This is a genomic window from uncultured Amphritea sp., from assembly GCF_937127095.1.
Taxonomy (GTDB): Bacteria; Pseudomonadota; Gammaproteobacteria; order Pseudomonadales; family Balneatricaceae; genus Amphritea.
Map to the genome: position 1 here is coordinate 15,302 of NZ_CAKZLP010000015.1, position 25,950 is coordinate 41,251.

General features: G+C 50.4%; 1 protein-coding gene (running past one end of the window). It reads left to right on the forward strand.

Features of this window, described 5'->3' with window-relative positions:
• Positions 1-25,945 carry the 3' portion of a DUF4347 domain-containing protein gene (locus Q0499_RS03355; protein WP_299196028.1) on the forward strand. Its footprint begins 12,365 nt before the window's first position, so the window shows 25,945 of its 38,310 coding nt (coding positions 12,366-38,310); the start codon falls outside the window, past its left edge; it ends in the stop codon at positions 25,943-25,945.
• The last annotated feature ends 5 nt before the right edge of the window (positions 25,946-25,950 follow it).

A 25,950-nucleotide genomic window follows, 5' to 3' on the forward strand; every position in this document is an offset into this window, starting at 1 on the left:
GCCGATTGATATTACCCAGTCTCAGCCACTGGTGATCAGTGGTGGCATCGACTTCATGTTTAACTTTGGTGTTGACGATGACGGCGCCTTTTATGTGCGGGATCCAGGCCTGGATGCGCACTTCAATTTCGGCGAAGAATATATTGATATTACCGCTATTACTGCTGGCTCTGCTGATACCACACCTGCCACGATTACCATTGCCGGTAATCACATAGGTGCGATTAAAAGCACCAGTGCTGGTATGTTTATGGTCGGTGATGCTTTCTACCTGCAGGGGTCTGGCAATACCGATGAGCTCTACACGGTTGCGGCTATCGAATTAAGCGCAGATGGCTTCTCGACGATCATTACAGTGGCCGAGGAAATTTTAGCCTCCGATCTGGCTGATGATGTTGCCGGTAACCTTATAAAAGCCTTCGATTTCGGTGTCAATTTAGGGCCTGTTGGTTTTGAAGTGAACGATGCAGCCTTATCGCTGGGCGCCTCTATCGGTATGGGCTTCGATGGTGTGCTGAACTACCAGGATATGCTTAGCGACAGCACTGCATCTCTGATGGGCTTGCCTGACTTAGAGGGTGATGCTCACTTTGAAGTGTTATTGCCCGTGTCACTCTCCGGTGCGCTGGATGGCTTTAGTAATGAAGTTGGCTTTATCACCGCCAGTAGCAGTAGCTTGCCAGATAATGCTTCATTGACACAGTTCCTTGCCAGCATCCCAAGTTCTGTGCAGTTTGATAACTTAGAAGAGGTCTTCTCTCTGGGTGGTCTGTCTCTCGATATGATTATCGGTGGGGTCGATGAGCTTCTCAAAGACATTGTCGGTACCGATCGTGAAGTATTGGGTCAACAGAGCGGCAATATTGTCAATTTTTATGAAGAGCGTTGGGGCGCTGGCGCTGTTCTGGCGACGGACAGCTATGAAATTGCTCCGGTCGGCGGGCCTCAGGCAAGTCGTTATGAAATCCTTGAAGATGGTAAAGGCATCACGCTTTACGAGTGGAAAGATACAGCCACTAATGACACCTTCTGGGGCGTTGAACTGTTTAAAGACAACGTGCGGGTTGTGCAAACTTACGCTCATACCTCATGGGAGTTAATGGGTAGCTACGATGCTAACGATGTATTGATTGAACCCATTACCGACAATGAGATAACCGGCGCTACCTTTGTTGATACAACGGGTGTTAATCCGTCTACGACAGGAGAGACTCTGTCACGCTTCAATATCAAAGATGGCGTGCTGTATGACAAGATAGCCTTAATCGATGCCAGCCTGGCCGATATTCTCGGTGATGGCGGTGTCAGTTTTGCTGCAGGCCTGAGTAATGCGGTCAGCACCGTACGCGATGCCGCGCGTAACGTTCAGCAACTGGAAGATATGCTCAACGAAGAGCTGCGAATTTTGTTGGCACCACTGGGCATTGCCGCAGACGCCGATATGGTTGATATGAGCTATATCAATTCGGCGTTTGACTTCGATCTGAACCTCGATCTGATTGCTGAAAAACAGTTTGATCTGGCGCTGGATATTGATGCCCTGGGGATAGACACCTGGTTAGGCCTGCCAGATGGTGCATTAGACGCCATCAACGTTGAAGCGAATGGGAAAATAGATCTGCGAGCTGAGGCTGGCTTAGACCTCGGTTTCGGTTTTGATCTGAGTGACGTGCGCACCCCTGTTTTCTACATTGATGAAATGACAGGCATTCATGCCTCATTGCACGGCGGGGTGGACGATCTCGATATTGAGTTAGGCTTTGATGCTGGCCCATTGGGCACCATTGGGCTGCTGGGCAAACATGGTAGCGCTAATATTGATTTAGGCTTTTACGCCAATATGGGCAACCCGGGTGCCGATGCGAATAGCAACGGTTATTTAGATTTAACCGAAGTGAAGGACGGTTTCCAGGCCGCAGCGTTTGGTTCTGCCGGTCTGAACTTGCCGATGTTCTTCCCCATTGAAGCACTGCCCCTGGGCGGCACAGATAAAGACCTCAATGCGGATGGTGTTGCGGATAACGTTCTGTTCGCCAAAGCGGCGTTCAGTGTCGATCAAAGCCAGAACTTTGTCAGTACCTTCGATTACAACCTGCCGAAATTCAACATGAATTTCGACGTCATCGTGCTATTGCTAGACCTGTTGAATGATCCTAAGACGGTTCGGGAAGGTCTGGAGGGCGCATTCTCAGCTATCAACGAAGTGGCCAATGGTATCGATAATATCGAGCTGCCGCTGGTGGGTGGTGAACCGTTTGATGATCTGGCCAATAGCCTGCGTAGCATTGAAACCAGTGTGCTGGGTGAAAAGGATGCCAGCGGTTATATCAATGGACTGGGTAAAAAATTACAGGATCTCGAAGCCGTCGGTGGCAAGGTGTTTGAAGCGCTGCTGAACGAAATCCGTCAGGGACTTTATGACGGACTGAAAACGATCAATAGTCCACTGTTCTCCTTTGTGGTGCCATTATTAGATGCTTCTGGTGCAGTTCAATACGATGAAAACGGCAAGATAAAAACACGTCTGCCGACCAGTGCTGATGATATTGAATTAACTTTCTCGGCTAATGGCTTATTAAGTTTTGATATCAAGTTTGGCGGTGTGTTGGTCGATGGTGAGCTGCCGGTTGATTTTGCGGTGGGCATGCCCGGATTAGGTTTGGATGTTGATGCCTCCCTGATTGCTGAAATTGATTACCTGATGGGGTTAGGCATTGGGCTGGGCAATATGGCTCCGTTAGGTAGCGGCCCTGATTTTGGTTTGTTCCTCAATACCTCAGGTATCAACGCTAAGGGCGAAGAGATCGCTCTGGATGTCGACGCTCGTCTGAAAAACGGTTCCACCGCGCAGGGTACCCTGGGCTTCTTAAAGGTCGATGTGACTGATGAAACCGCCGGTAAGGTGCTACAATACGATGGTGCTGGTAATCTCATCAATGACAAAGGGGCGGGCATCAGCGGCCACTTTGGTTTTGATATTAAAGACATCGGTGGAAAAACCGGCACCGTTGCCGCTGATGGGCGTTTAGAGCTCGGCGAAAAAGTTGAGCTGGTCATCAATGCCAACGCTTACGCCGAGGCGAAGTTGTTTACCAAGGTCTCTACCTCGGCGGCAGATGTGTTGCCGTCTATCGATACCACCATCATTTATTATCAGGATTTAGCCAGCGGCTCCCTCTCGACAAAGAGTGGTGCGAGCATTTCGTTTGGCGACCCGAATATCATTTTACAAAATGTCCGCTTAGACGCAGGCTCGGTGTTTGAAAGCTTCCTGGGCGATACCTTCGACACCATTGCTGATATTATCCTGCCACTTAAGCCGGTTATTGATCTGCTTAATACTGATATTGATATGGGCGTTGCCAAGCTCAAAATCCTCGACATTGCCTATCTTCGTTTGCCTGCCACAACGGTTGATACTGCGAAGAAAGTTATCGCTGCTCTGGCGGCCACTATCGATTTCTTAGAGAAGGCACAGACGCTTAAGTCTGCTGGCTATATAGACTTTGGTGACTTTAATTTAACCGGTGGCTATGCCACGGATACGTCATCGGCGGTTACCTCTAAAAACACCGCCGGTGCAAAATCAGAGTCTGATCGTAATGCTCAGTTGGGCACTCACGCAACAACCATTGCCGGTCCGTCACAAGATGGCGTAGAAGGCGGTAAGTCCAGTGCGAATAAGCCGACCAATAATCGGGCAACCTTTGGTAACCCAGCCGGACAGAAAAACTTCAGAATTCCGATTCTGGAAGATCCGGCCAGCTTGCTGCAATTTATCACTGGCCGGGGTGAAGTTGATCTGTTCTGGTATGACCTGCCTGACCTTGATCTGTTCTTTGAATATCAGAAAACCTTCCCGGTCTATCCTGGTTTTAACGTCGGCTTCTTCGGTGAAATCGGGGCCAGTACCAACTTTGATTTTGGTTTTGATACCCGCGGCTTCCGTGAGTGGATGGAAACCGATTTTGACGTAGCTGAATCCTGGCGCCTGATTAATGGCTTCTATCTGGACGATCACGGTCTGGAAAATACCGTTGATGATAAAGCTGAAGTCACACTGCGCGCTGCGGTAGGTGTGATAGCCAGTCTGGGCCTTGGTGGCCTGGTTGAAGCGGGCGTTAAAGGCGGCATTGAAGCGATTATTGGCTTCGACCTCAACGATAAGGAAACGAACTTCCTCGATGATTTACCTGTGGGTGATGGCAAGCTGTACGGCTCAGAGCTGATTGAGCGGATTACCCATGGTCCTCAGTGTTTGTTCGATATGACGGGCTCACTGAATCTGTTCTTAGAAGCGTTCTTGTGGGTGGGTATTGATGCTGGCATCAGTAAGATCACCCTGTTTGAAGCGCGTAACCGTTTCGTCAATGAAGTGTTGGCAACGTTTGAGCTTGAGTGTATTCACCACGCGCCTGACCACATCGCTTCCTGGGAAAGTGATGACCCGAATACCGGGAACCTGATATTAAGTTATGACAAGGGGGCGGATGCCGATCCGCATAGCTACACCGTTGATGTCATTACGCCCGATATCGACTTAACACTGCAAAAATTGGCAGAAGAGGGTTATCTCGATACCGAGTATTACACTAAAGCGGAAGAAATCGCTCTGCGTGATCGTATCCGCGACCTGAGAAGCAACAACCCGGGTGAAGATATTATCGTTGTCAGTACCGGGCTTGTCGCTGAAGTCTACCTGGCTAAAAATGTAAACACTTTAACGATTTCGGGCACTTCAGGTAACGATCGCTACAGCTTGAAGCGGTTAAACGGTCGTGTTGATCACATTGATGTGCAGCTCGGCGGTGGCAGTGACTTTATTGAAATGATTGCCGACGCTGAAAATACTGAGATTCTGGCGGGGCTGTACATTAGTGGTGGTGCGAACACCGGAGCGTCACTGGTCGAAGGTATCGAGGATGATGTCATCTCCATAGATACGGCCTACCTCGGCGCAGGTAATGCGAACGACACCTATCTGATTGAAACCGGTGACGGCAACGACCAGGTGGTGGTAAAAGGTGAGAACTTCGCTTATGACGGTCTGACTGTTCATGGTAACGCGGGTGACGACATCATATTCACCGGTGACGGCCATGACCGCGTCTTTGGCGGCGAAGGTTTCGATACCATCGCGACTTACGGTGGTAACGACTACGTTGAAGGTGGTGATGAGGACATAACCACTGATATCGCGACCTTTATCGACCCGGATGGCAATCTACGGTTAACTCCAATTTACCAATTAGATGGCACCCCTTACGCGCATTACAACAATCAGGGTATGCCCACCAATGGTGCGGGTGGTCCTGCGTTAACCATTACCAAAGAAAACTCACAGTTCCGAACTCAGTTTGGTGATTACATCGACGGTGGTTTAGGCGATAACACCATCAGAGGTGGTGCCGGTAACGATGAGATATCTGTTGGTGGTGTGGACGAAGATGGCAACCCTATCCTGGGGGGCGTGAATGATATTCAGGGTAATGCCGGAGACGATATCATTAATGCCGGTACCGGCTCAGTCAATGTTGATGCCGGTGATGGTGATGATACCGTGGTCTGGCAGTACGCCCCGCTCGCCGCGGGAGCTAATCTGGTGATGTTGGGTGGCCTGGGTGCCGATACCTTTGATATCACCGTGAATGACGATGCCAGTCATGTTGATCTGCGCAAGCTCAATGCAGCGCTTTTCTTAGCCGATGGCGTGACAAAAGATACCCGGGCTAAATTAACCATCGATTTCGCGTCTGATTATATTGTCATGGACGATATCGAGTCTCTGAAACTCGATACGCAAAAAGAGAGTGACGATATCACTATCGGTGATTTGATGGACACTTCCCTGGTGAGTGTCGATATCACGTTAGGCCGGGACAAAGCCCGTGAATGGCAACCCGACCGTGATGTTGATGGTAATTATCAGGTGTATCCAGCTGATTACTCCGCCTTCCTGGCGCAAGCACCCAAGCTGGATGAAAACGGTGATGTGGTTAAAGATTCTAATGGCAACGTCATTTATGAACTGAAACAACCTCAGAGCTATATCACCAATGTGCGCCAGGGCGAGTACTTCTATCGTTATGACTTGCAGGAGGGTGGCAAGTATCTGACCACCGCTAACGGAGCTCCGATACTCGAGTCCATCGTTAATGTGGCAGATTATCAGGCGTCGTCACCGCAAAATAACCAGCAGGAACTGTGGTTAGCAGACGGACTGGATAACGTCACGGTATTTTACGGTTACGATGACACGAAAACCGATGATGGCCGCACAGCGGGTAACTCAGCAACCATTACTGCCGGTATGAGTGCGGCTGAGGTGCAGGCAGCGCTGGAGTCTATTACCGCTATTGGTGTGGGTAACGTCACTGTTACACCTGCTGCAGCGGCAACGCTGAGTACTCATGGTACTCAAGCTAATCCATGGGTAATTACCTTTGACGGCGCGACCACTGATCTGAACAGCAACTACCTGGTGCTGGCGCATCAGTATTATGTGCAGAAACATAGCGGCCCGATGACTGAGCGCAGCGATACCCGTGCTCAGCAGTATCTGTACCATCTGGATGTGTTGGGGGCTGACTATCTGTCTAACCCTGATCACACCCCGAATGTCACCACTATTACCGATACCATGAGCGAAGTCCCGCGCAATGGTGCTCAGTTGCTGGCGTTTGACGTACTGGATTACAACGAAGCCGAACCTGTCGAAGTGAATGGCATTGTCTGGTACAACAATGAAGGTGTTGCACTATCGTCACTGATGACAACCGCAGAGGTGCAGGCGGCACTTGAAAGCCTGACCGGTATTCCCGCCGGAAGTGTGGGAGTGAGTGGTCAGGGAACGACGAATAACCCATGGTTGATTCGCTTCTCTGATAACCCGTCCGGCCCTGCTGCTAATGAAGCCACAAAAGGTACCGATGGTAATTTCCATACCCTCGAGTTTGTTATCGGTGGAAGCGCCCTAGGTGCTGGAATCATCACCAAAGCAACGGTGCTGGGTGATGATATCAATCTTCCGACCAATCTGGAGCAGTCGTTTACCATTCCTGCCAATACTGAAATAGCCGCTATTGAGTACGCTGGCGGTACTGTAATCGTGGATGTGGACGGCACGCAAGCGTCGATTGAACAAGCACTGTTAGCGCATTTCGGTATTGATGATGTGGTTGTGACGGCGGGTGATACGGCGGGTAGCTGGGTTATCCAAATAGTGGATGCCATTACCGATGCCGACGGCAACTTCAGTGTCTTAAGCTTTGGCTTTGTCGATAGCGCCGCTACCCCTGTAGCCGTTCCTTCGCCGCCGTTTAGTGATGCGAACGGACAAACGAATGCTAACAATAATCCTCAGATAGAGTTTGCCAGCACATCCGCTATTTTGTCCTACGGTAATGCTGACGTCTTTATAGATAAGAGCATGTCCAGTGCAGACCTGAGTCTCGCGATTCAATCTTTGGGCTTAAGCTCAGCATTGGTAGTCGTTGTGGGTGGTGATGGAAATATAGGTACTCCCTGGGATATTACCCTCACACCTAAAGATGGCCAGTCGATCGATTACAGTCAGTTCAGCGTAGCGGAACTGACGATGCAAGCAGCCACCTCTTCGACGGTGACTGATCATGTGGTTTTCCCGGCGAATGACCGTCAGGCGCTTACCATTCCGGCGAATGCGTTTGCTGCTGAGTTCTCCTATAACGGTCAGACGGTTGACGTTTCGCTGGACCTGGCCGCGTATAGCTTTGTAAATGCCTCTGGTCAGACCGTGCAGGTGTCGCTGGCGCAGGCAACAGCTGCGGCTATAGAAGCGGCGCTGCTGAACCACCCGGATATCAATGCAGTAAAAGCCACCTGGGGCACTGAGCCAGGCCAGTGGATCATTCAGTTGCTGGATGCCACGACGAACGCCAGTGATGACTTCTTTGACGTGAACCTTACGGTTTTAGAAAGCATTTCAGATGCGCAGCTTATTCCTGCCAGCACTATTACGCTGGCTAACCCTGACTATGTTGACGGCGTTAGTGATCCTGCAGAGGCAGTGTTCATCTTTACTAATGGCGAGCAGAGTATCAACTTCAGTACCGACACCGCCATGGTTTGGTACGGTACTGAGAAAGTGCTACTGAACAGCACGATGAGCGAGGCCGATATCCTGGCCGCGTTTAATACCATTGATGCTTTGAGAGCCTCGGCTGTTGATGTTGTTGTCAATGGAGCGGGTGACTGGACCATCAGCTTCTCTCCACTTGATATGGCTGATACTTCCTATGAAGTGATGAAGTTGGCGGAGATTTCTGCGGTCGCTGCTACAGATCAGCAGGCTATTGAATCTCAGGTGATGGTTAATAACGGGCGGGTGCAAAACTTAACGCTCGCAGCGGGTCCTGTGTCACTCTGGTATGGCGATAAAGCGATTGATATCAGTGTTTTGAGTGCTGCATCGATAGCAGCAACCCTCGAAAAATTTGATGCTATTGATGATGTGTATGTCACCGGAACGGGCTCTGCCGCTGATCCTTGGCAGGTCACCTTCCTGCAAGCAGAGCAATCAGAGGATGGCGCTTATCTGCAGTTGCGCTCAGAGCAATACACACTGAACGGCACCGTCGTGCAGGCTTCTACAGCGTTCTCGCGCGACCTGAGTCATGGCGTTGTTGCCACGCAAGCGTTGTATCTGGAAGATTGGCAGGATCACGCTTACTTCTCTTACAACGGCGAATCGGTTGTCTTACAGCGAGATATGAGCGCGCTTGAAGTGGAACTGTATCTTGAAACGCTGGATACCATTACCGATGTTTGGGTGGGCGGTACGGGTATTGAAAATGATCCATGGACCGTCGCCATTCTTGACGCGGATCTTAACAACGATGCACCTTATGTGATGGACCGCTTCATCAACATCCAGAATATGGAAGTGAAAGCGGATGTTAATACGTCAGATAACAAACAGCAGCAATACATTAACAAGGCTGATGTTGTCGCAGGCACCTATCTTTATTACGGCGATTACAGTGTTGAGCTGACGGCTGCCGATCTGACGGCGGCGGGCTTACAGACTGCATTGATCAGCGGTGGCGTGAATGTCGCTGTGTATGATGAGACCGGTGTCTACCGAATTGAGTTCGTCAATACTGCCAGCCAGGCTATCGTGGTGAACCCTGCGGGTGGCGGCTCACTTGAGAGTTTAACCGTGGGTCTGGATATTAATGTCGATATGACACTGCCTTTAGGGGTTTCCAGTACAACATTCAGCCACCCGGATTATGCTTCAATAACGGTTGACTTAACCGCTTTGAATGCCGCTAAGATTGTTGCCGATGAAGCCGCGGATGCGGCAGCACTTTCTCCCAGCGATGTGGCTCTGGAGAATGCCGCTATTGCCGCAGCTACGGCCGCGAGTAATGCTGCCCTTGCCGTTGTGACTGAACTGCAAACAAAGTTTACCGCCTGGAGCGCTGTTGACTCACTGGGTAATGCGACTGTGGTAACGGTCGATGGTGATGGTTTAAGCCGCAATACGAACTTTACGATTGCTTTAGCCGGATTCTCATCTCAGGTACCGATTACCCAGACCTATGATTTCAGTGGTGCAGGCGTACAGGCGCTGATCGATAATATTTCATCCAGTTACAAGGTGATTGAGCGGGTAGACGCTGCGGGTAACTGGCATATCGAGCTCAACGGCGCAGGTGATTATGCGGTACTGCCGCTGAATTCACCGACAGGCACCGCTGAGGGCTATTTGTCATCGTTCCAGACCATTGAACAAAATGTGCCGCGCATGATTGAGAAGCCTACCTGGTCGATTCCTGACGGGGGCGGTGAAGCGGTACTTGATGGTGGCACCGATTGGTTTGAAGACCCTACCTACAATACCGATAATGCTAACGATAGCGTGTTAATTGAAGGGGGTGACGATGCCAGTATCCGGGATTACTTTACCGTAGGCCACGAGCTGCGGGAGACCGGCCTTGTTGATGCCAGCCTTAATCCTATCTTCTCGAAAGATACTGAAACGGTACAAGTTGTTCATCGACGTGTTGATTTAGCCGAAGCCGATAACTTAAGTGAACGTCAGGTGACGATCATTGTTCGTGGTATTGATCGTAAACCAAACGAGTCAGACACTACTGATAAGTTTGACACCATTAATATCAATGCCCTGGGCGGTGATGATTTCATCATTGCGGGCTTCAGCCCGAATGACGAACCTATTCTGGGCAACACCATTAATTCTGATGCGGTCATACTGTCACGGGCTGTGGATAACCTGGGTCTTAGCGGTGGAGATGGTGACGATCGTCTGATTGGTAGTAACTATAACGACCGCATCAATGGTGGTGAGGGTAATGATGTTATCACCGGTGGTCGTGGTACCGATATATTTGAAGATATTGATGTCGATAATAATGATATCGATACGTTGATAGAACAGCGTGATCTGAACTTCAGCTTGGCGGATGATTCATTCAAGGTGACAGGCCAGCAGCAATCATTGCTGGATCCTACAAAAGATGTCGCCATTAATGAAGATGAGACAACGGTTGGGGTGTTTGAGCAGTTTGAAATATACGGTGGCGCAAGCGGCAATGACTATGGTGTGAGAGATTTCACCAAAGGCGCTTATTTTGACGGCGGCTTTGGTTCTGATAATTACGTGATGACCCTCAGCGGCAATGTCGATGATCAGTCCAATATCCATATCATGGATAGCGGTACCGGCGCGACAGAGAGCGATGTGCTGGAAGTTTGGGGGGCTGATGATGCGGATGATCTGCTTCATCTGGATGTCGATACTCAGTATCAGCTGTTAGAAAGGCAGAGAAATTCAGTCACCCATGCGTTAAGTGACTTTGTCCTGAGCTATTACGATATCAACATCAATGTATCTGCATCTGATAACGCCGGTGATATACAGTCCAAACTGGCAGGTGCTGGTATTGTCGCCCGGGTCGCTTCTGTCGGTGGCGATGCGCTGATGATTGAACTGGTTGATGCCCCTCTAACCTCTGAAGATAAATTCATGCGCTTTGAGGTTGCTGATGCGACGGCGGCTTCGGTGTCTGTTATTCGCTCCTTTGTGGAACGTCTGGCTGAAGATGGTACCGGTGCGGCCCTGCTGGCGGGCAAACCTGATATCGACGCGATGTTTGAGCGTAAAGATAACGAGATTCAGGTTTACAGTATTTTGCCTGGCCAGACCGGTAGCTACACCTTAAGTTACGATGGGGTAGCGACCAGTCTGTTAAACAGCAGCGATGATGCGGCCACGATTAAAGCGGCGCTATTAGCGCTGACTGATCCAGTTACCGGCGAGAAGAAAATCACTGATGTTAACGTCAGGGGAACAGGAACTAACCGCGACCCCTGGTATGTAACGTTTAAGGGTGCAGTACAGGATGTCCAGGGCAACTTCCATCTATTACAGTCGAGCAACGCTGCACTGATCAATAAGCCGGTTGATATTGCCGATGCGATCGCCAGCACTACCCCGTCAATCTCAATGGCAGACCCTGAGTTCTATCAACGGGTTTATTACAACGAAGGCCTTGGCACTGTGTCTGTTCATGGTGGCGGTGGCAACGATACCTTCGTTGTCGATGGCAGCATGGCTTCGCTGAATGTCTCTGGTGATGCCGGTGATGATAACTTCCTGATCGGCCGTGTTATCGAAACCCACTTCGTGGATGATGGCCATGGTGAGCTGATCGAAGTGGTCAAAGGCCGCAACGGTATTACCGATGGTGTAAATAATAATAGTTTCTTCTATGGCGGAATCGGTGACGACTATTTTGAGGTCAACCATAACATTGGCCAGTTGTCTTTATATGGTGAGGCCGATGACGATACCTTCTTCCTGAAATCTCACTTACAAAGTGGAATAGCGTCTACCAGTACCGCCAGTGACACCGGTGGTGGCGGTATTGTGGCTGGCGCTGGCGATGAGAATAATCTTACCGCCGAAGATGAAAAAGACACCATGATTAACTACGTGCAAAATAATCGCGTATCTATTTTTGGTGGCTCAGGTTTCGATACCCTGATTCTGTCAGGCACCCGTCTTGGCGATGAGTTTAATATCTTCACCGATGAAAATGATAAACAGTACATTTACGGTGCAGGCCTTAAAGTCGAAGGTGTTAAGGGGATCGAACGTCTGGCCCTGCTGACCGGCGCAGGTGAAGATGTCATCAACCTGTATGGTTTGAATGCCGATATCACCCTGTTGCTGAGTCTGGGGTCCGGCAATGACCACATCAATTATGGAGGTGCAGCTGGAACGTTTAACGTTACTTATCCTGAATCCAATGCCACCTATACGGTTGAGCAGAATATCCTTGATGACGTGCTTGATGCGCAAAATATCACTAATAATAAGGTTGTCTTCACGAAGCTGGAAAACAGTTTTGACGCCGCCGCCTGGGAAGCCTTCTTCCAGAAATGGGTGAAGGCAGATGCCAATCCGGTGATTGACGAGGCCCACTGGCGTCTGTTTGAGGCGAACTTAACGGTTGCCTTAAAACTCTTCGCTCAGGGCGTTGAACGGGCACGCTACAACCCCGTGAATGGTGTCAGCCTGTCCAGTCTCGAAAGGAAAAACTACGGCAACTGGACGTTCAATGTTCGCCAGGACAATACCGCCGCAGTTGATGCTTACGTTCAAAATACCAACTTGCTGGAAGAGGCTTTGAACTTCGCAGGTCAGGAGTGGGGACAAAACTATCCTGATGGCGATTGGGAGGACTATTTCGCCACCGACGTTGCCCTGGAGGGTAAACCCGGTGGTCGCACTATCGTCGCGCCTAAATTGCCCGATGAGATTGATTTTGATCTGTTCAATAGTCTCGCTGATAGCGGATCTATCAATGCGGGCAAAATTGCGCTTGATGATGTTTTCTTCGGCACTTATTTAAACTGGGTAATAGGCCAGACGGTTACCGGCAGTATTATCCAAAGTGATGGGGTTCGTCTGGGCTCGTCTAATAGCGACCCTGAGATTGATAATTGGGGTTACGACCCGGATCTGTATTTGCTTGATGTCTATGTGCGCAGTGTGCCTGTTTATCATCAGGCGAGTTACTGGTTCTTTGGCACGCATCACTACACCTATACCACTCCCTGGGGGGGCGTGACTGGTGTAGGCGATGAAAAATACGCTTCATATGACCGCGTTGGTGTTGCCGGATCAACACCCGGTAAAGATATGTTCTGGGATATGATCTCGCTGTTCTACGATGTTGAGGCGAAGAAGGAAAGCGATACAACGATTAACGTCGTTCAGAATTATAGCGCCGATGAAATTACCGGCACTGCAGCGTATAAGTTTGACAATCTGCCTGAGCGTAGCGTGCTTAAAGTACTGCCCGAGAACTACGATATGTCGCGGATTGCCGGTTTAGTCCGTGTCGTGGGCGGAGCGGATACCGATACGGTTACCGTGAATGCCAGAGATACTTCAGGCCTGGACATTACTTTAGAGAAACAAGAACTAGAAACAGTTGATTTTGACTTTAATCTCACCAAATTAGCCGAGCTGACCGACGGCACCGGCTTTACGCCGGATGATTTGAAGAGCGCTTTAGTCCGGGCGCATAAAGATACCCAGGTGGGTGTTCTCGATGATCTGCTGAACGGTGATGTCGCTGAGGCCAGCGTAACGTTGTCTAAAGACCTGCTGGTCGAGGAATTTACAGCACTCCAGTACCTCAACCCATTGCAAACCGCTGTCACTGCGTTGGCTAATTCAAACCCAGTTGTCTCGGATACTACTTTTATCGAGCGCCTCGATGGTTTTGTGAAGCGTGGTTTGCAGTTGATGGGCGAAAACCTGATCAGCACCTATGATTTCGCTCTCGATGTATTGGATGCCTTGCTGATTGACCCCATGCTGGATGAAATACCTTCTTCTGGCCTGAAGACTGATGTTATTGCTCGACTTGAAGGTTTGAGAAGCTATCTGGATCTGTCCGGCGTACGTGAACAGCTTAAAGATGGCAGTTTGCCGGGCGGCAGAGTCTACGACATTGCCTCTGACTCCGCTCTTAGAGTGTATAAGCAGACGCAGCTGGATACATCGATTCGCTCAACGAGCTATGAGTACTCTCAGAACATCTGGGATGACGCTACCTGGGATGCGGCGTATGACTGGAATGCGTCTCTGGGCGACTATGTGGGTCGTTTAGACCCTGACGCCGATGATGTTCAGGCACTCACCCGTAATGACAATGGCTGGGGTGATGGCCCGCAGGCTGATAGTACGGCGGGTAAAACCAACTACAACGTTGTGCGTGAGATTGATACCCGTGAGATTCTGGCGATCAATTACACCGTGGGTGATACCTCGGGTGTACAGGGTGTTAATTGGGTCAGCGGTACTGTTGGTAATACCGATGCCACCCGTGGTAAAGAGATTCTTCTTAATAATATGTATTCAGAGATCGTTGATAACCTGGATCACTCTTACTACAGCTATTCCTACTATGGTGTCGGTGCCAGTCACGAAGTCATTCTGGAAGCGGTCGCGCTGCGTCGTTTTAATCAGGATAGCGGGGCCAATGATGTTGCGGCCAGTAATACCTTAGATGACGGTGTTTATCTGACGGCTGATAACTGGAAAGCTTATGCTGTTGCGGTGGGTCAGAGTGCCATAGGCGATCTTGAATTTAATGATGCTAACGTCACTCTCCTGATCGAAACCCTGGATGGTGGCCAGGCGCTGCGCACCGATGTCGAAGCCCCCTTGCTTGACGGCTTAATTATTACCCGTGATATCAATGGCCAGGCCGTGGATCACGAGATTAATATTAATGGCGTGCAGGACGACTATGGCTTCTATTTAGCTGAGTCGGTAGAAATTATCATGACGATCAACGAAACGTTGGTGGTCACCGATGAGTTCGTGACCGGTAAAGGCGTGGTAGAGAACGTTGTATCGTTCGATACGCTGCAAGGTTTAGGGCAATACGCTGTGCGTATGGTCGGTGTTGAAGATGTCGTTCTCAACCTGAATGCCAATGACTCTAATGACAACACTCAGGTTGTCGTTGATAACGTCGCGATCGAAAGCCTGCACCACGCAACCGACATTACGGTTAACACCGGTGCTGGTGGCGATAAACTCTTTGTTTCAGCCGCAGGCGCGGCGAACATTGAGTTAAATACGGGAGCGGGTAATGATTTCATCACTCTGTCGGATACCGGGGCCTACGCTGAAGTTAATGCGGGGGCTGACGATGACACGATTCGGGTTAATTACAACGCCCGCGATCTGCAAACCAACCTCGATGGAATAGGTGGTGAGCTGGTATTGCGTGGCGAAGCGGGTTCTGACTGGTATTACATTGGCCTGGCCAGTGAAGGTGAATCCGTTATCAGTATCGATGACGATGCCACTGATACCGGTTTTGACCGGGTTGCGATTCAGGGTACTGATCAGGCGGATAGCTTCCTGTTCCGTCCGGATAGTATTTTCGCCCTGCAGGTCGATGCCGAGGGGAATACCGTGGTCGGTGCGCCTGTCCAGCGTGTTAATTACAACATTGATAGCAATGACGAAATCAACGTCTATGGCCGTGCTGGGAATGACAGCTTCACTTTCGATGACACTACCGCGAAGATGTCAGTTTATGGTGATGCCGGTGACGATACTTTCCAGGTAGGGCAGGTATTCAATTCAGCCAGAAACAATGTTGAGTCTGGCCTGAAGCCGGAAGACTATTTTGATACGACCCTGGTGACGCAGGGATATATCAGTAACGGTATTAGCTACGATGCGTCGCTTAACGGTGGCATCGGTGAGGATAGTTTTGTTGTCTATCGCAACGTTGCGTCTGTTGATCTGAACGGTGATGAAGATAACGATACTTTCCTGGTTCGCAGTTTCGTTCTGGTAGATCCTGACGATGAAAACGCCCCGGTTACCAACATCAATGGTGGTCAGGGGGCTGACTTCATCAACTACGCGATGAATGCTCCGGTGAATATACGGGGTGGTGATGGCCTGGATACCGTGACGATTCTGGGTACCGAGTTCGGCGATGATTATGTGATTACCGAGGAGGGGGTTTACGGTGCCGGTCGCTTCATCGGCTTTGAAGGGATTGAACGATTAATTATTAATGGCATGGAAGGCAACGATAACTTCTATGTTTACAGTACCAGTGAAAACCTGGATCTGAACCTGATCGGTGGCTTAGGCAGTGACACCTTTAATACCGCGGGTGGTAATGATGGCAAACCGGTTACCGTGGTTGCGGATGATCTGCAGGGCCACAGTGGCTTGCTGGAGCACACCTTAACCACCGGTGATGCGCGCTTCCAGGCACTGACTAAAACCATCTCTGCCAATGTGATGGATGATGATGAAGCTGGCGTTATTGTTCGCCCGGTTGGTTCATCGATACGCACCTATGAAAAGGGCGCGGGCGTTGTCTTAGCCGATCGCAATAAAACCAATAATACCTATGAAGTGGTTTTAACCAGGGCACCGCAGGATGTTGTGCGGGTAACCGCGAGTGCGGTGCTGGCCACTGAACTGGAATTGAAACAGGGCGGCAAAGGTGTTGCGCTGAATGGCAGCGAAGACACCACCACGTTGCTATTTGATCGCACCAACTGGTTTATTCCGCAGTTGGTCACCGTTACCGCTCCGGATGATGATCTGGCTGAAGGTGTGCGTAATGTGGTGATCCGCCATGCGGTTCAGGAGGGTGATACCGATCAGGATGGCGATGGATATGATCGTATTCTGGTAAGCCAGGTTTCAGCAGAAGTCGTGGATGATGATCTGACGTCCCATAAAGTGATTGATGATAATCCTGATGTTACCGTGACCCTGATGAGCAATAATCGCTACCAGGTAGCGTTATCCCAGGCGCCAACGGCGGACGTTAAAATTGAAATTGATGCGCCTGATTCGATGGTGACGGATAAAACCGTTTTAACCTTCACTGCAGCGGACTGGGGGCCACAAATCGTCTCCTACAGTGACGCGAATGGTGGTGAGCCGGATGGTTTGATCTCCCACTTAGTGATCACCAATGATGCCTTCTATAGCGGGCAGGTGATGGGTAGCATTGATGTGCGTTCAGTGTCCCCGACGGTCCTGATTGCTAAGAGCAGCAGTGAGCCGCTGGTGGCTGAAGCGGTCGCCTCTCTGCGTAGTGATAGCTATGAACTGATGTTAAGTCATCAACCATCGGCTAACGTGACCATCACCATAGCGAGTGACGGGCAGTTATCAACGGGCGGTGTAACAGAGCTGACTTTCACGCCGAGCGATTGGTACAAAGCTCAGACTGTTACCTTCACCGCTATCGATGATACAGATGTTGAAGGTATTCATTATGGTCGTTTAAGCCATACAGTAACCAGTGCTGACCCGTATTACGATGGTCTGGCTATGGGTGTGGTCGACGTCACCATTGCCGATGATGAATCTCCAACCTTGCTAATACTTCAACAGGATGGTCGCGCACAGGTGACTGAAACCGGTGCTGAGGCGGTGTTAGGCGAAGGCATGGTGCTGGTGAACAGTACCGGCGGTTCGGCCCGGGCGAGCTTTGGGTTGGCTGAGGTGGAAGAGTTGCAAGGCAACGACACCGTTAAGTCGGCTCAGGATCTGAGTGCCGCGCGCTGGACTACTGCCACTGATCCAACTATTTCAAACTCTAAAGCCGCACCGCACATCACCGTTAATGGTCGTGGCGATGGCTCGAAAGATTACTTCAAATTCACTGTTACCCAGCCGATGATTGATGCTGCGGGGGCTGCCGGGATTGATTTCTGGGCGGATGTGGATTCGGATTATGCCTATGGTGACAGCGTCTATTGGCAGAGCAAAACCAATCTGTTGAAACTGGATCAGGGGAAAACGTCGGTTCTGCCCGCTACCTATTACAACAACAGCTACATTAATTACAAAATCACCGAAGCGGGCACCTACTTTGTTGAGGTTGAAGGCAATACCAATCGCGTCAGCCCGGTATGGGAAGGTGTGCCTGAAGGTACCGATTATAAGTTGCATCTCAGTTTGCCGCAGCAGGTTACCACGGAGTTTGATTTCACTCAGTCACCGCTGCTTGAAGTTGAAGATGAAACCGGCTTCGCTAACGGCACCGGTGGCCAGGTCATCAGTGACACTGATGGCGTCCTCGGTACGGGTGGTGACAATAAGGGCTGGTATTCGGAGCCTAACATCCTGATCGGCAACACCGAAGTGGGAGGGGCAATTAACGATTCTATGTCGCATATTACCATTGAAGGCGGTGGCTCAGATAAAACCGATAGCTACCTCTTTGAAGTTACCGATGAGATGCTGTTCAGCCCTGCCGGGTCTGTTAATACCGGTGACTCTGACGCCGGCAGTACAGGCGGTTGGTACACCTCCGCGGGTATTAATTTCCCTGCTGCCGTTACTGTGGGTGATCGCTGGCATGTCACTGTCTCCGGTGAAATCTATGACGTGGAGGCTGCGAGCACCAGTGGTGCTGATGTTGCTACGGCACTACTGAATAAGCTGAAAGCTGCCAATACCGGGCTGGATAGCTTCTTTAGTGCCGCTAAAGGTAGTTCACCCGACGATGTCGTGATCACCAATGCCGAGAACGGCTTTAAGTTGTCGATCACCCATGAAACGGCTTACTCTGCGGTGCAAACATCCACCGCGCTGAAGCAAACCAATCTGGTTCTGAAGGCACCTTCATTTGGCATTGCTAATGGGCAGGACTGGGTCGTCACCATCGATGGTCAGGATTACACCTTTGATAAGTCTTCCGGTGCTAATAACCTCAACACGGTGGGTGCTGGTATGGTTGGCGCTGTGAAAGCAGTGTTGGGACAGGACTATCGGATCAAGTATGACAATGCCAGTGAAACCCTGACCATTACTGACGATGCCAGTAAGGTGATCAGCGTTAGCGTGGTCGATGATCGTGCTGTTGATGCAGGTTCTACCCAGTTAATTGAGCGTGAGTTCACCATCAATACAGGCGTTGCAAACAATCGCACCTGGTCTGTGACGGTCGATGGTCAAACGGCTGAGTACACTAGTAGTTATACCGGTACCGATACTCCGCCAACATTGGCTGAGATCACTAATACCATCCAGGCTCAACTGGACACTAAGTTAAATGGTGACTACACCATTATCTATGCCGGTGGTACGAGTACTTCGTTTGTCGTGCAACGTACAGACGGCAACGGTATGACTACTTCGGACGCTCGTTTCTCAGATTCAAATGACGTCGTTCAGCAAAAACTGGTTCTGGATAGTTCGCTTACGGCTGAAAACTGGCGTGTTCTGGCAGGCTCAACAACCGTGGCCAGCAACGCCACTGCCCCAACGACCGATGCTGAACTGGATGTTGTTGGCGCAGATCTGGCCGCGCAGCTGACATCTGGCGCTTATACCGCTGATTATGTGGCAGCAGACAATACCCTGAGGATAACCCGTGATAGCGGTACCACCAGTCCGGGTCTGACCTTGAATGCCGTGGTGACTGAAAACACTGAAGCTTCTCGCAGCAGTGCCAATGTGACGGTTTACTCTCAGACTTTAACCATTGATGCCGGATACAGCCACAGCAGCAGCGATGTCTGGACCATAGCGGTTAAGGACTCTAATGATAATGACGTGGCCTACACCGGCAGTTCATTGTCGACGATTTATGGTACCGCCGGAGCAACCGGTGGATTAGCGGGTGTTGCCACAGCACTGACCAATGGACTGGCGGGCATTACGGTGACCGTCGATGCGGGCGCCTTAGTGTTTGTCGCTGATGACGAGACTAGTGTCTCAGCCAGCCTGACGATTGAAAACAATGAAGCTGTCAATCTGCCACAGGCAGATAGCCGGGATCGTTGGGATCTGTACGCACTGGATATTGATTCTGATGCCTCACCTGCCGTGGGGGATACGTGGTCGATTACAGTCAACGGCATCACTTACACCCATATCGTGAGTCAGAACGATATCGATGCCGCTGATCCGATCAATGACATCGTTGCCGACGGTTTGATGAGCCAGCTTTATGCGGCGGGGCTGAGTGACAGTGCTACCGCAACCGGTCATCAGGTGTTGGTTAATAACAACATCGATGATGCGCTTATTTCCAATGGGCGTAAGACTCAGGTCCAGGGCCTGTTCGATATCGATTATGGTCATGCCTATAGTGATGTCACTACGAACATCACCAGCAGTAAATCGTTGTCATCTTCAGGTAATATCCTGACGGGGGCCACCACGACCCTGCGTGTGGTGGAAACACAAGTGACTTCCACAGAGTCTTATGTGCCGTACATGAAAGTGTTTGACATGACATCCGGGGCCGTTAACGGCACCGAGATGACCTATGACAAAGACTTTAGCTGGTTGGCGGATAACGGCAGCAGCAGTAAGCAGGACCCTATGCTGGAATTCCTGTTTGCCAATAAAGGCACCTATCGTGTCGAAGTGGGCTATTCGGTTACCTACACCACCGATACTAACGTGCGCACGGAAGTGTCGACCTTAAAGCAATCTTTGTTTAGTAGCTCTACCAGCACGACGGTCACCTACGACAGTAAGACCTCTTCAATAAACTCTCTGGAGGGGATGACAGAGAACTATAAGCTGAATATCTCACTCGATGGCCATGCGACGGACAGCAACTATGTGAAAATGGATGGCATGTTACTGAAGGTAACCAGCGGAGCCAATGCCGGGAAAGTCGCGATTATTGAGAGTTATGATGCGCTGACCGATACCTATCGGTTTAAGGATGCTGCCGGTGTACTGGCTGATGCGAACTACGCTGAATATGCCCAGCGTCACGGGGCAAACCTGGTGTCGAGTCTGAGCCTGAGTGCAGGTGATCGGTTCGAGGTCAGTTATCTGATGACTGACGTGGATGGTTATGTCGATCAAACCTGGCAGGATGACTCCTATCAGGTGGTTCTGTCCGGTGCGCCAATGGTTCTTGACCCGGTCACCGGTTTGCTGGTGCCCGATCTGCTTACCGTTGATTTTGCCGGAATTGAAACCCGTACGTATCACAGTAACTTCGCTTTCGAGGACGGTAAAACCGCCGAGCACAACCTGGTTCAGGTTAATCCGGGTACCTCGAGCATCACCTTTGTGGCGGGTACGCCTGGTGCGGGGCAGGTGGCCTGGGATGACATTCAGACCATTACCCTGTCAGCCGTTGATGACAACATTATCGATGGTGGCGATGCGCAGGTATTTGCCCCCTTAGGTGAACGTCTCAATAGCATTCGCGGGCCGATCTCTATCGATGGTGGTTTGGTTGATAGTGCCGGGCAGACCCTTAATAACCCACTTTTATTACCAGAGGAGCATAACTGGTATAAAACCGAAGGAACGCTCACGTCGATTGCGAATGTGGGCGGCAAAATTGAGGTAACAGACAGCGCCGCTGAGTACTGGGATAAAGACACCTTTACCCACAAACCAGGTTTCAATCTGGACCTTGAGAACGGTCTGTTTGAACTGGTAGTGGTTGATAACGCCACCGGCGAAACCGTCACCATGGAGATTGAATCTCAAAATGGTCAGACGTTCACCTTAGTGGGGGATTGGCCAAGTGGTACTGTGCCAACGGCACGGGACTATTATATAAACCCGGTCAACATGAACACCCGGGTGACAGAAGAGACTCAGGTGGATGTGCTCAACCTGTATAACGGTGCCAGCCCTGCTGCTGAAAGCGGTACCTCAACGGCTGACAGTATTACCGGCTTTGGTATGGGTGACAGCATTAAGTTGGGTGATGAAGAGATCCCCGGTGGTATTCGTTATGCCAATATTGAAGCGCTTTCAATCGAGTTGGGTGAAGGTGTTGATGATCTGACAATAAAGTCTACTCATACAGGCAGTACGACGATTGATACCCATGGGGGAGATGACCTGATTGCCGTTGAAACCGTCGCGGGCGCTCTGACCCTGAAAACCGGTGATGACGACGATATTATTACCGTGGGAAGCGAGCAACAGTTAGCCGATGAGATCGCAGCATTGCTGGTGGTTGATGGTGGCGCTGGCAATAATCAGTTGATTGTGAATGATTCTGGTGATGCCGATAGTAATGAAATGTTCGTTACCTACGACAGTATTACGGGATTGGATATGCCGTCACTGGCAGAGGTGCAATCGCTCTACATTCGTGCAGTTTCGGGTAATTACATGCTCGATATCGATGGTGTGGCGATCGCCATTGCTGATCTTGAAGAAGCGACTCTGCTGACTGCACTGAAGGCTCACTTCAATGCGGGGCCTGGTCTGGTGGTGGAACGCCAGGAGATCGTTAATGGCTATACCTTCATCATCACCTTTGGTGGTGAATTGGCTGGCGAGTCTGTCCCACAGTTGCAAATTACCGATATAATGGGGCTCAACGCAGCTGTTGACGCCACCGTTGAGGTTAAAACCAGTACCCTCAGAGAGGGGGCTCTGACCGCGCAAACCGGCCGGATTCAAACACTGACTCCGGCATCAACCGGCGCTTATCAGTTAGAAATTCTGGGCCAGTTAACCGCGTCAATTCCGGTAACCGCAACCCGGGCGGAAATCATTGAAGCGTTGCGCCCAATATTGAACCCGAATAACAAGCCTGCTGCGTTTGTAAACGACGACTTGTCAGACCAGCAGGACTACCTGCCTTACACCGACAATATTTCGGTAACCCGGGTGGGTGATGAGTGGCTGATTCAGTTCCAGGGGGCATATGCTGATGTTGAAATTACCAATGTGATCGGTGATGCGGCCTTTGAAACCCGAATGGACGGTATCAACTATTACAACATTGGTCAGCTTGATATTAATCTGGGCAGCGGTAGCGATACCGTCAATGTGCTGTCGACGCATCAGGACACTGAAACCAGTATCAATACCTTTGCGGGTGAAGATTCAATCTACATCACCAGTGATGCTAACGGCGATTTGACCAACCAGGATACTGCTCACGGGACATTGGATGGTATTAACGGCCGATTGAATATCGATGCCGGCAGCGATGCTAACGCACTCTACATCAGTGACTTCGATGACACCGATGCGGATAACGCCACGTTAAGTGATGGCACTATCGTCGGTATGGCTGCAGGGGATATTACCTACACGGCCACTAACGGTAACTTCAATAACGATTTGGTTGTCTGGGCCGGTAAAGGTGCAGACCAGATAGCGATTGATAGTCTCTACCTTGAAGGCGTTAGCGTCACCACGCTGTATGCTAACGAAGGTAGCGACAGCATTACGGTAACGGCAACGGATGATCTGTTGAACCCGGCTCACGCGATATTGGCGCCACTGGGTGACAGTGAGGCCCGGCGTCTGGATATCTTCGGTAACACGGGTGAGGATGAGATTTATGCCGGCGCTGCGACGATGGCCATCCGCGTTCACGGAAATGAGGATAATGACCTTATCTTCGGTAGCCAGGGCGATGACATACTCTATGGTAATGAAGGCGATGACCGTATCTACGCCAACGAAGGCAATGACATTGTCTACGGTAATGTCGGTCGCGATACTTTAGAAGGTAACGAGGGTAGCGATACGTTAAGAGGCGGGTCTGAAGACGATATTATCAGAGGTAATGCCGGTGATGACTTTATCTTCGGTGAAACCGGTAATGACATCCTCTTCGGTGACGAAGGCTCGGCTCAGGACGCCGCAGGTAATGGCTTACTGGCCAGTGAGTTGGCTAACCTTGTATTGATCACCAGCACTGACATCTCTGCTGATGGCATTGACACCATTGAGGGTGGTGAAGGCAATGATCGCATTATTGCTGGTTTAGGCGGTGACTTTGTGATTGATATGAGGGGTGACAATGTTGTGCTGGGTGACCTGGGTTCAATCACTTATACCGGGGTTAGTGCAATAAGTGCGGGTGTGGTTACCCTGGTTAGCTCCAGCAACACGAATGGCGGCGATGACGATATTCAGGTCGGTAATACGTCGGGTAACAATATTGTGATAGGCGGCCAGGGTGGTGATGATATCACCAGCTATGGTGGCTCAGATGTTGTGCTTGGCGATAACGGTGAGCTGGTGTATACCAACAGCATCCTGACCCGCGCGAGCAGTACTGAAACCAGCTTAGGTGGATCTGACCTTATTAATGTTGGCGAAGGCGATAACACCGTCATCGCCGGACAGGGTTATGACACCGTTATAAGCGGAAGCGGTAATGACCGGGTTGTTGGGGATAACGGCGAGATAGTCATTGGTAACGATGGCGTGATTCAGACTATCCAGACGACTGACATTAGCAACGGTGGTGGCGACATTATTAGCATTACCGATGGTCATAATACTGTGCTGGCGGGTCAGGGCGATGACCAGGTTACGGTAGGTGCTGGTGATGATGATATCTTTGGTGATAATGGCCTGATTGAATACAGTAACGGCCTTGCGGTACGTCTGGTGTCTACCGATGTAGACGAAACCAGTACAGGGCTGGATATTATTAATGCAGGAGAGGGTGTCAACCGGGTAATCGCAGGCTTTAACCGAGACATAGTGACCTCAGGTAGTGGCGTTGATGTGATCCTGGGCGATACCGGTGAGCTGATCTATCAAAATAATGTTATCCAGAGTGCAACCACTGCTCAAACGCCTTTTGGTGGCGTTGACACGATCAGGAGCGGCGATGGCGATAATGTTATTCTGGCTGGCGCAGGATCGGATGTGGTGGAGACTGGAAGCGGTAAAGATGTCGTTCTGGGTGATACCGGTGAAGTCTTATTCGAATCAGGCTCACTGCAAAGTGTTATAACCAGTAATGAGGGCGCAGGTGATGACAACATCAGCACAGGCGCGGGTGATGATGTTGTCTTTGCAGGTTTGGGCAGCGATGTCATCAACTCCGGTGCAGATAATGACGTCGTCATTGCTGATACGGGTATCCTCAATTATAACTTCACCTCTGAGCCAGCAATATTCATCAGAAATGATGTTGATCCGAGTCTGGGTGGAGATGATATTGTAAATCTGGGTGCGGGCAACGATATTGGATTGGGTGGTGCAGGTTCCGACACGATTCGCGGGGAAGCAGGCGAGGATGCGATCTTTGGTGACTTTGTTGAAATTACGATTTCTGCTGCAGGACTGAGGGATTTCCAGTCTACCTTGCCTACCTTTGGTGCCAGTGATCTGCTGTCAGGCGGAGACGGGTTTGACATTATGGTCGGTGGTAGTGGCTTTGACTATTACGACGGCAGTTTAATAACCGATGTTATTCTTGGGAACTATGCCCGAATTCAGGATTCAGCTGACTTTACTTCTCTATTGATTGTGTCTGATCCGACTGGCCGGGAAGTTATCTCTTCAAGCCTGTTTGATATCTACGGTAATGGTTCGGGTTCAATAGGCGAACAGATGAATGGATTGTTTACGGATATAGAGCGTTCTGGCGTATCTCCGCTCCGTACCGATACCGCTTTGCGCTTAATGCCGCTTCTGAATGGCGAAGAACTTTCCCGCATGACAGACAGTGAACTGCAGGAATTTTTGCGCAATCTGCCATTACTGGGTGTTGAGCAAAGAAGAGGTTCGGCTCATCTGTCCGGCTCTTCACCTGCGGCAGAAGAATCTCAGGAGCCTGCTGTACCTGAGGCGGCAGAAGATGCCATAATCCCAGAGACTGCGGTTAATAATCCTGCAGGGCAGAATGGAGTATGGGGGCCAACGGACAACCATTCCGAAAGCGGGTATGTGGGCGATGCTGCTGATGTAGAGAGTGAATACACGCTACCTTCAGATGCATCCCTATCGGATTCGCTGGCTGTTGGACTGTTGTTAGCTGCCAATGTGGCAGGTCAGCGAGGCTGGAGACTGGGGCGCCTGAGTGATGAAGAGAGTGTCATCCAGGGCGACCTGCAAGACTTGCGAAAAACTCAGTCCAGCCGGAAGTACTCTATCTGGCAGAAATAGGACTT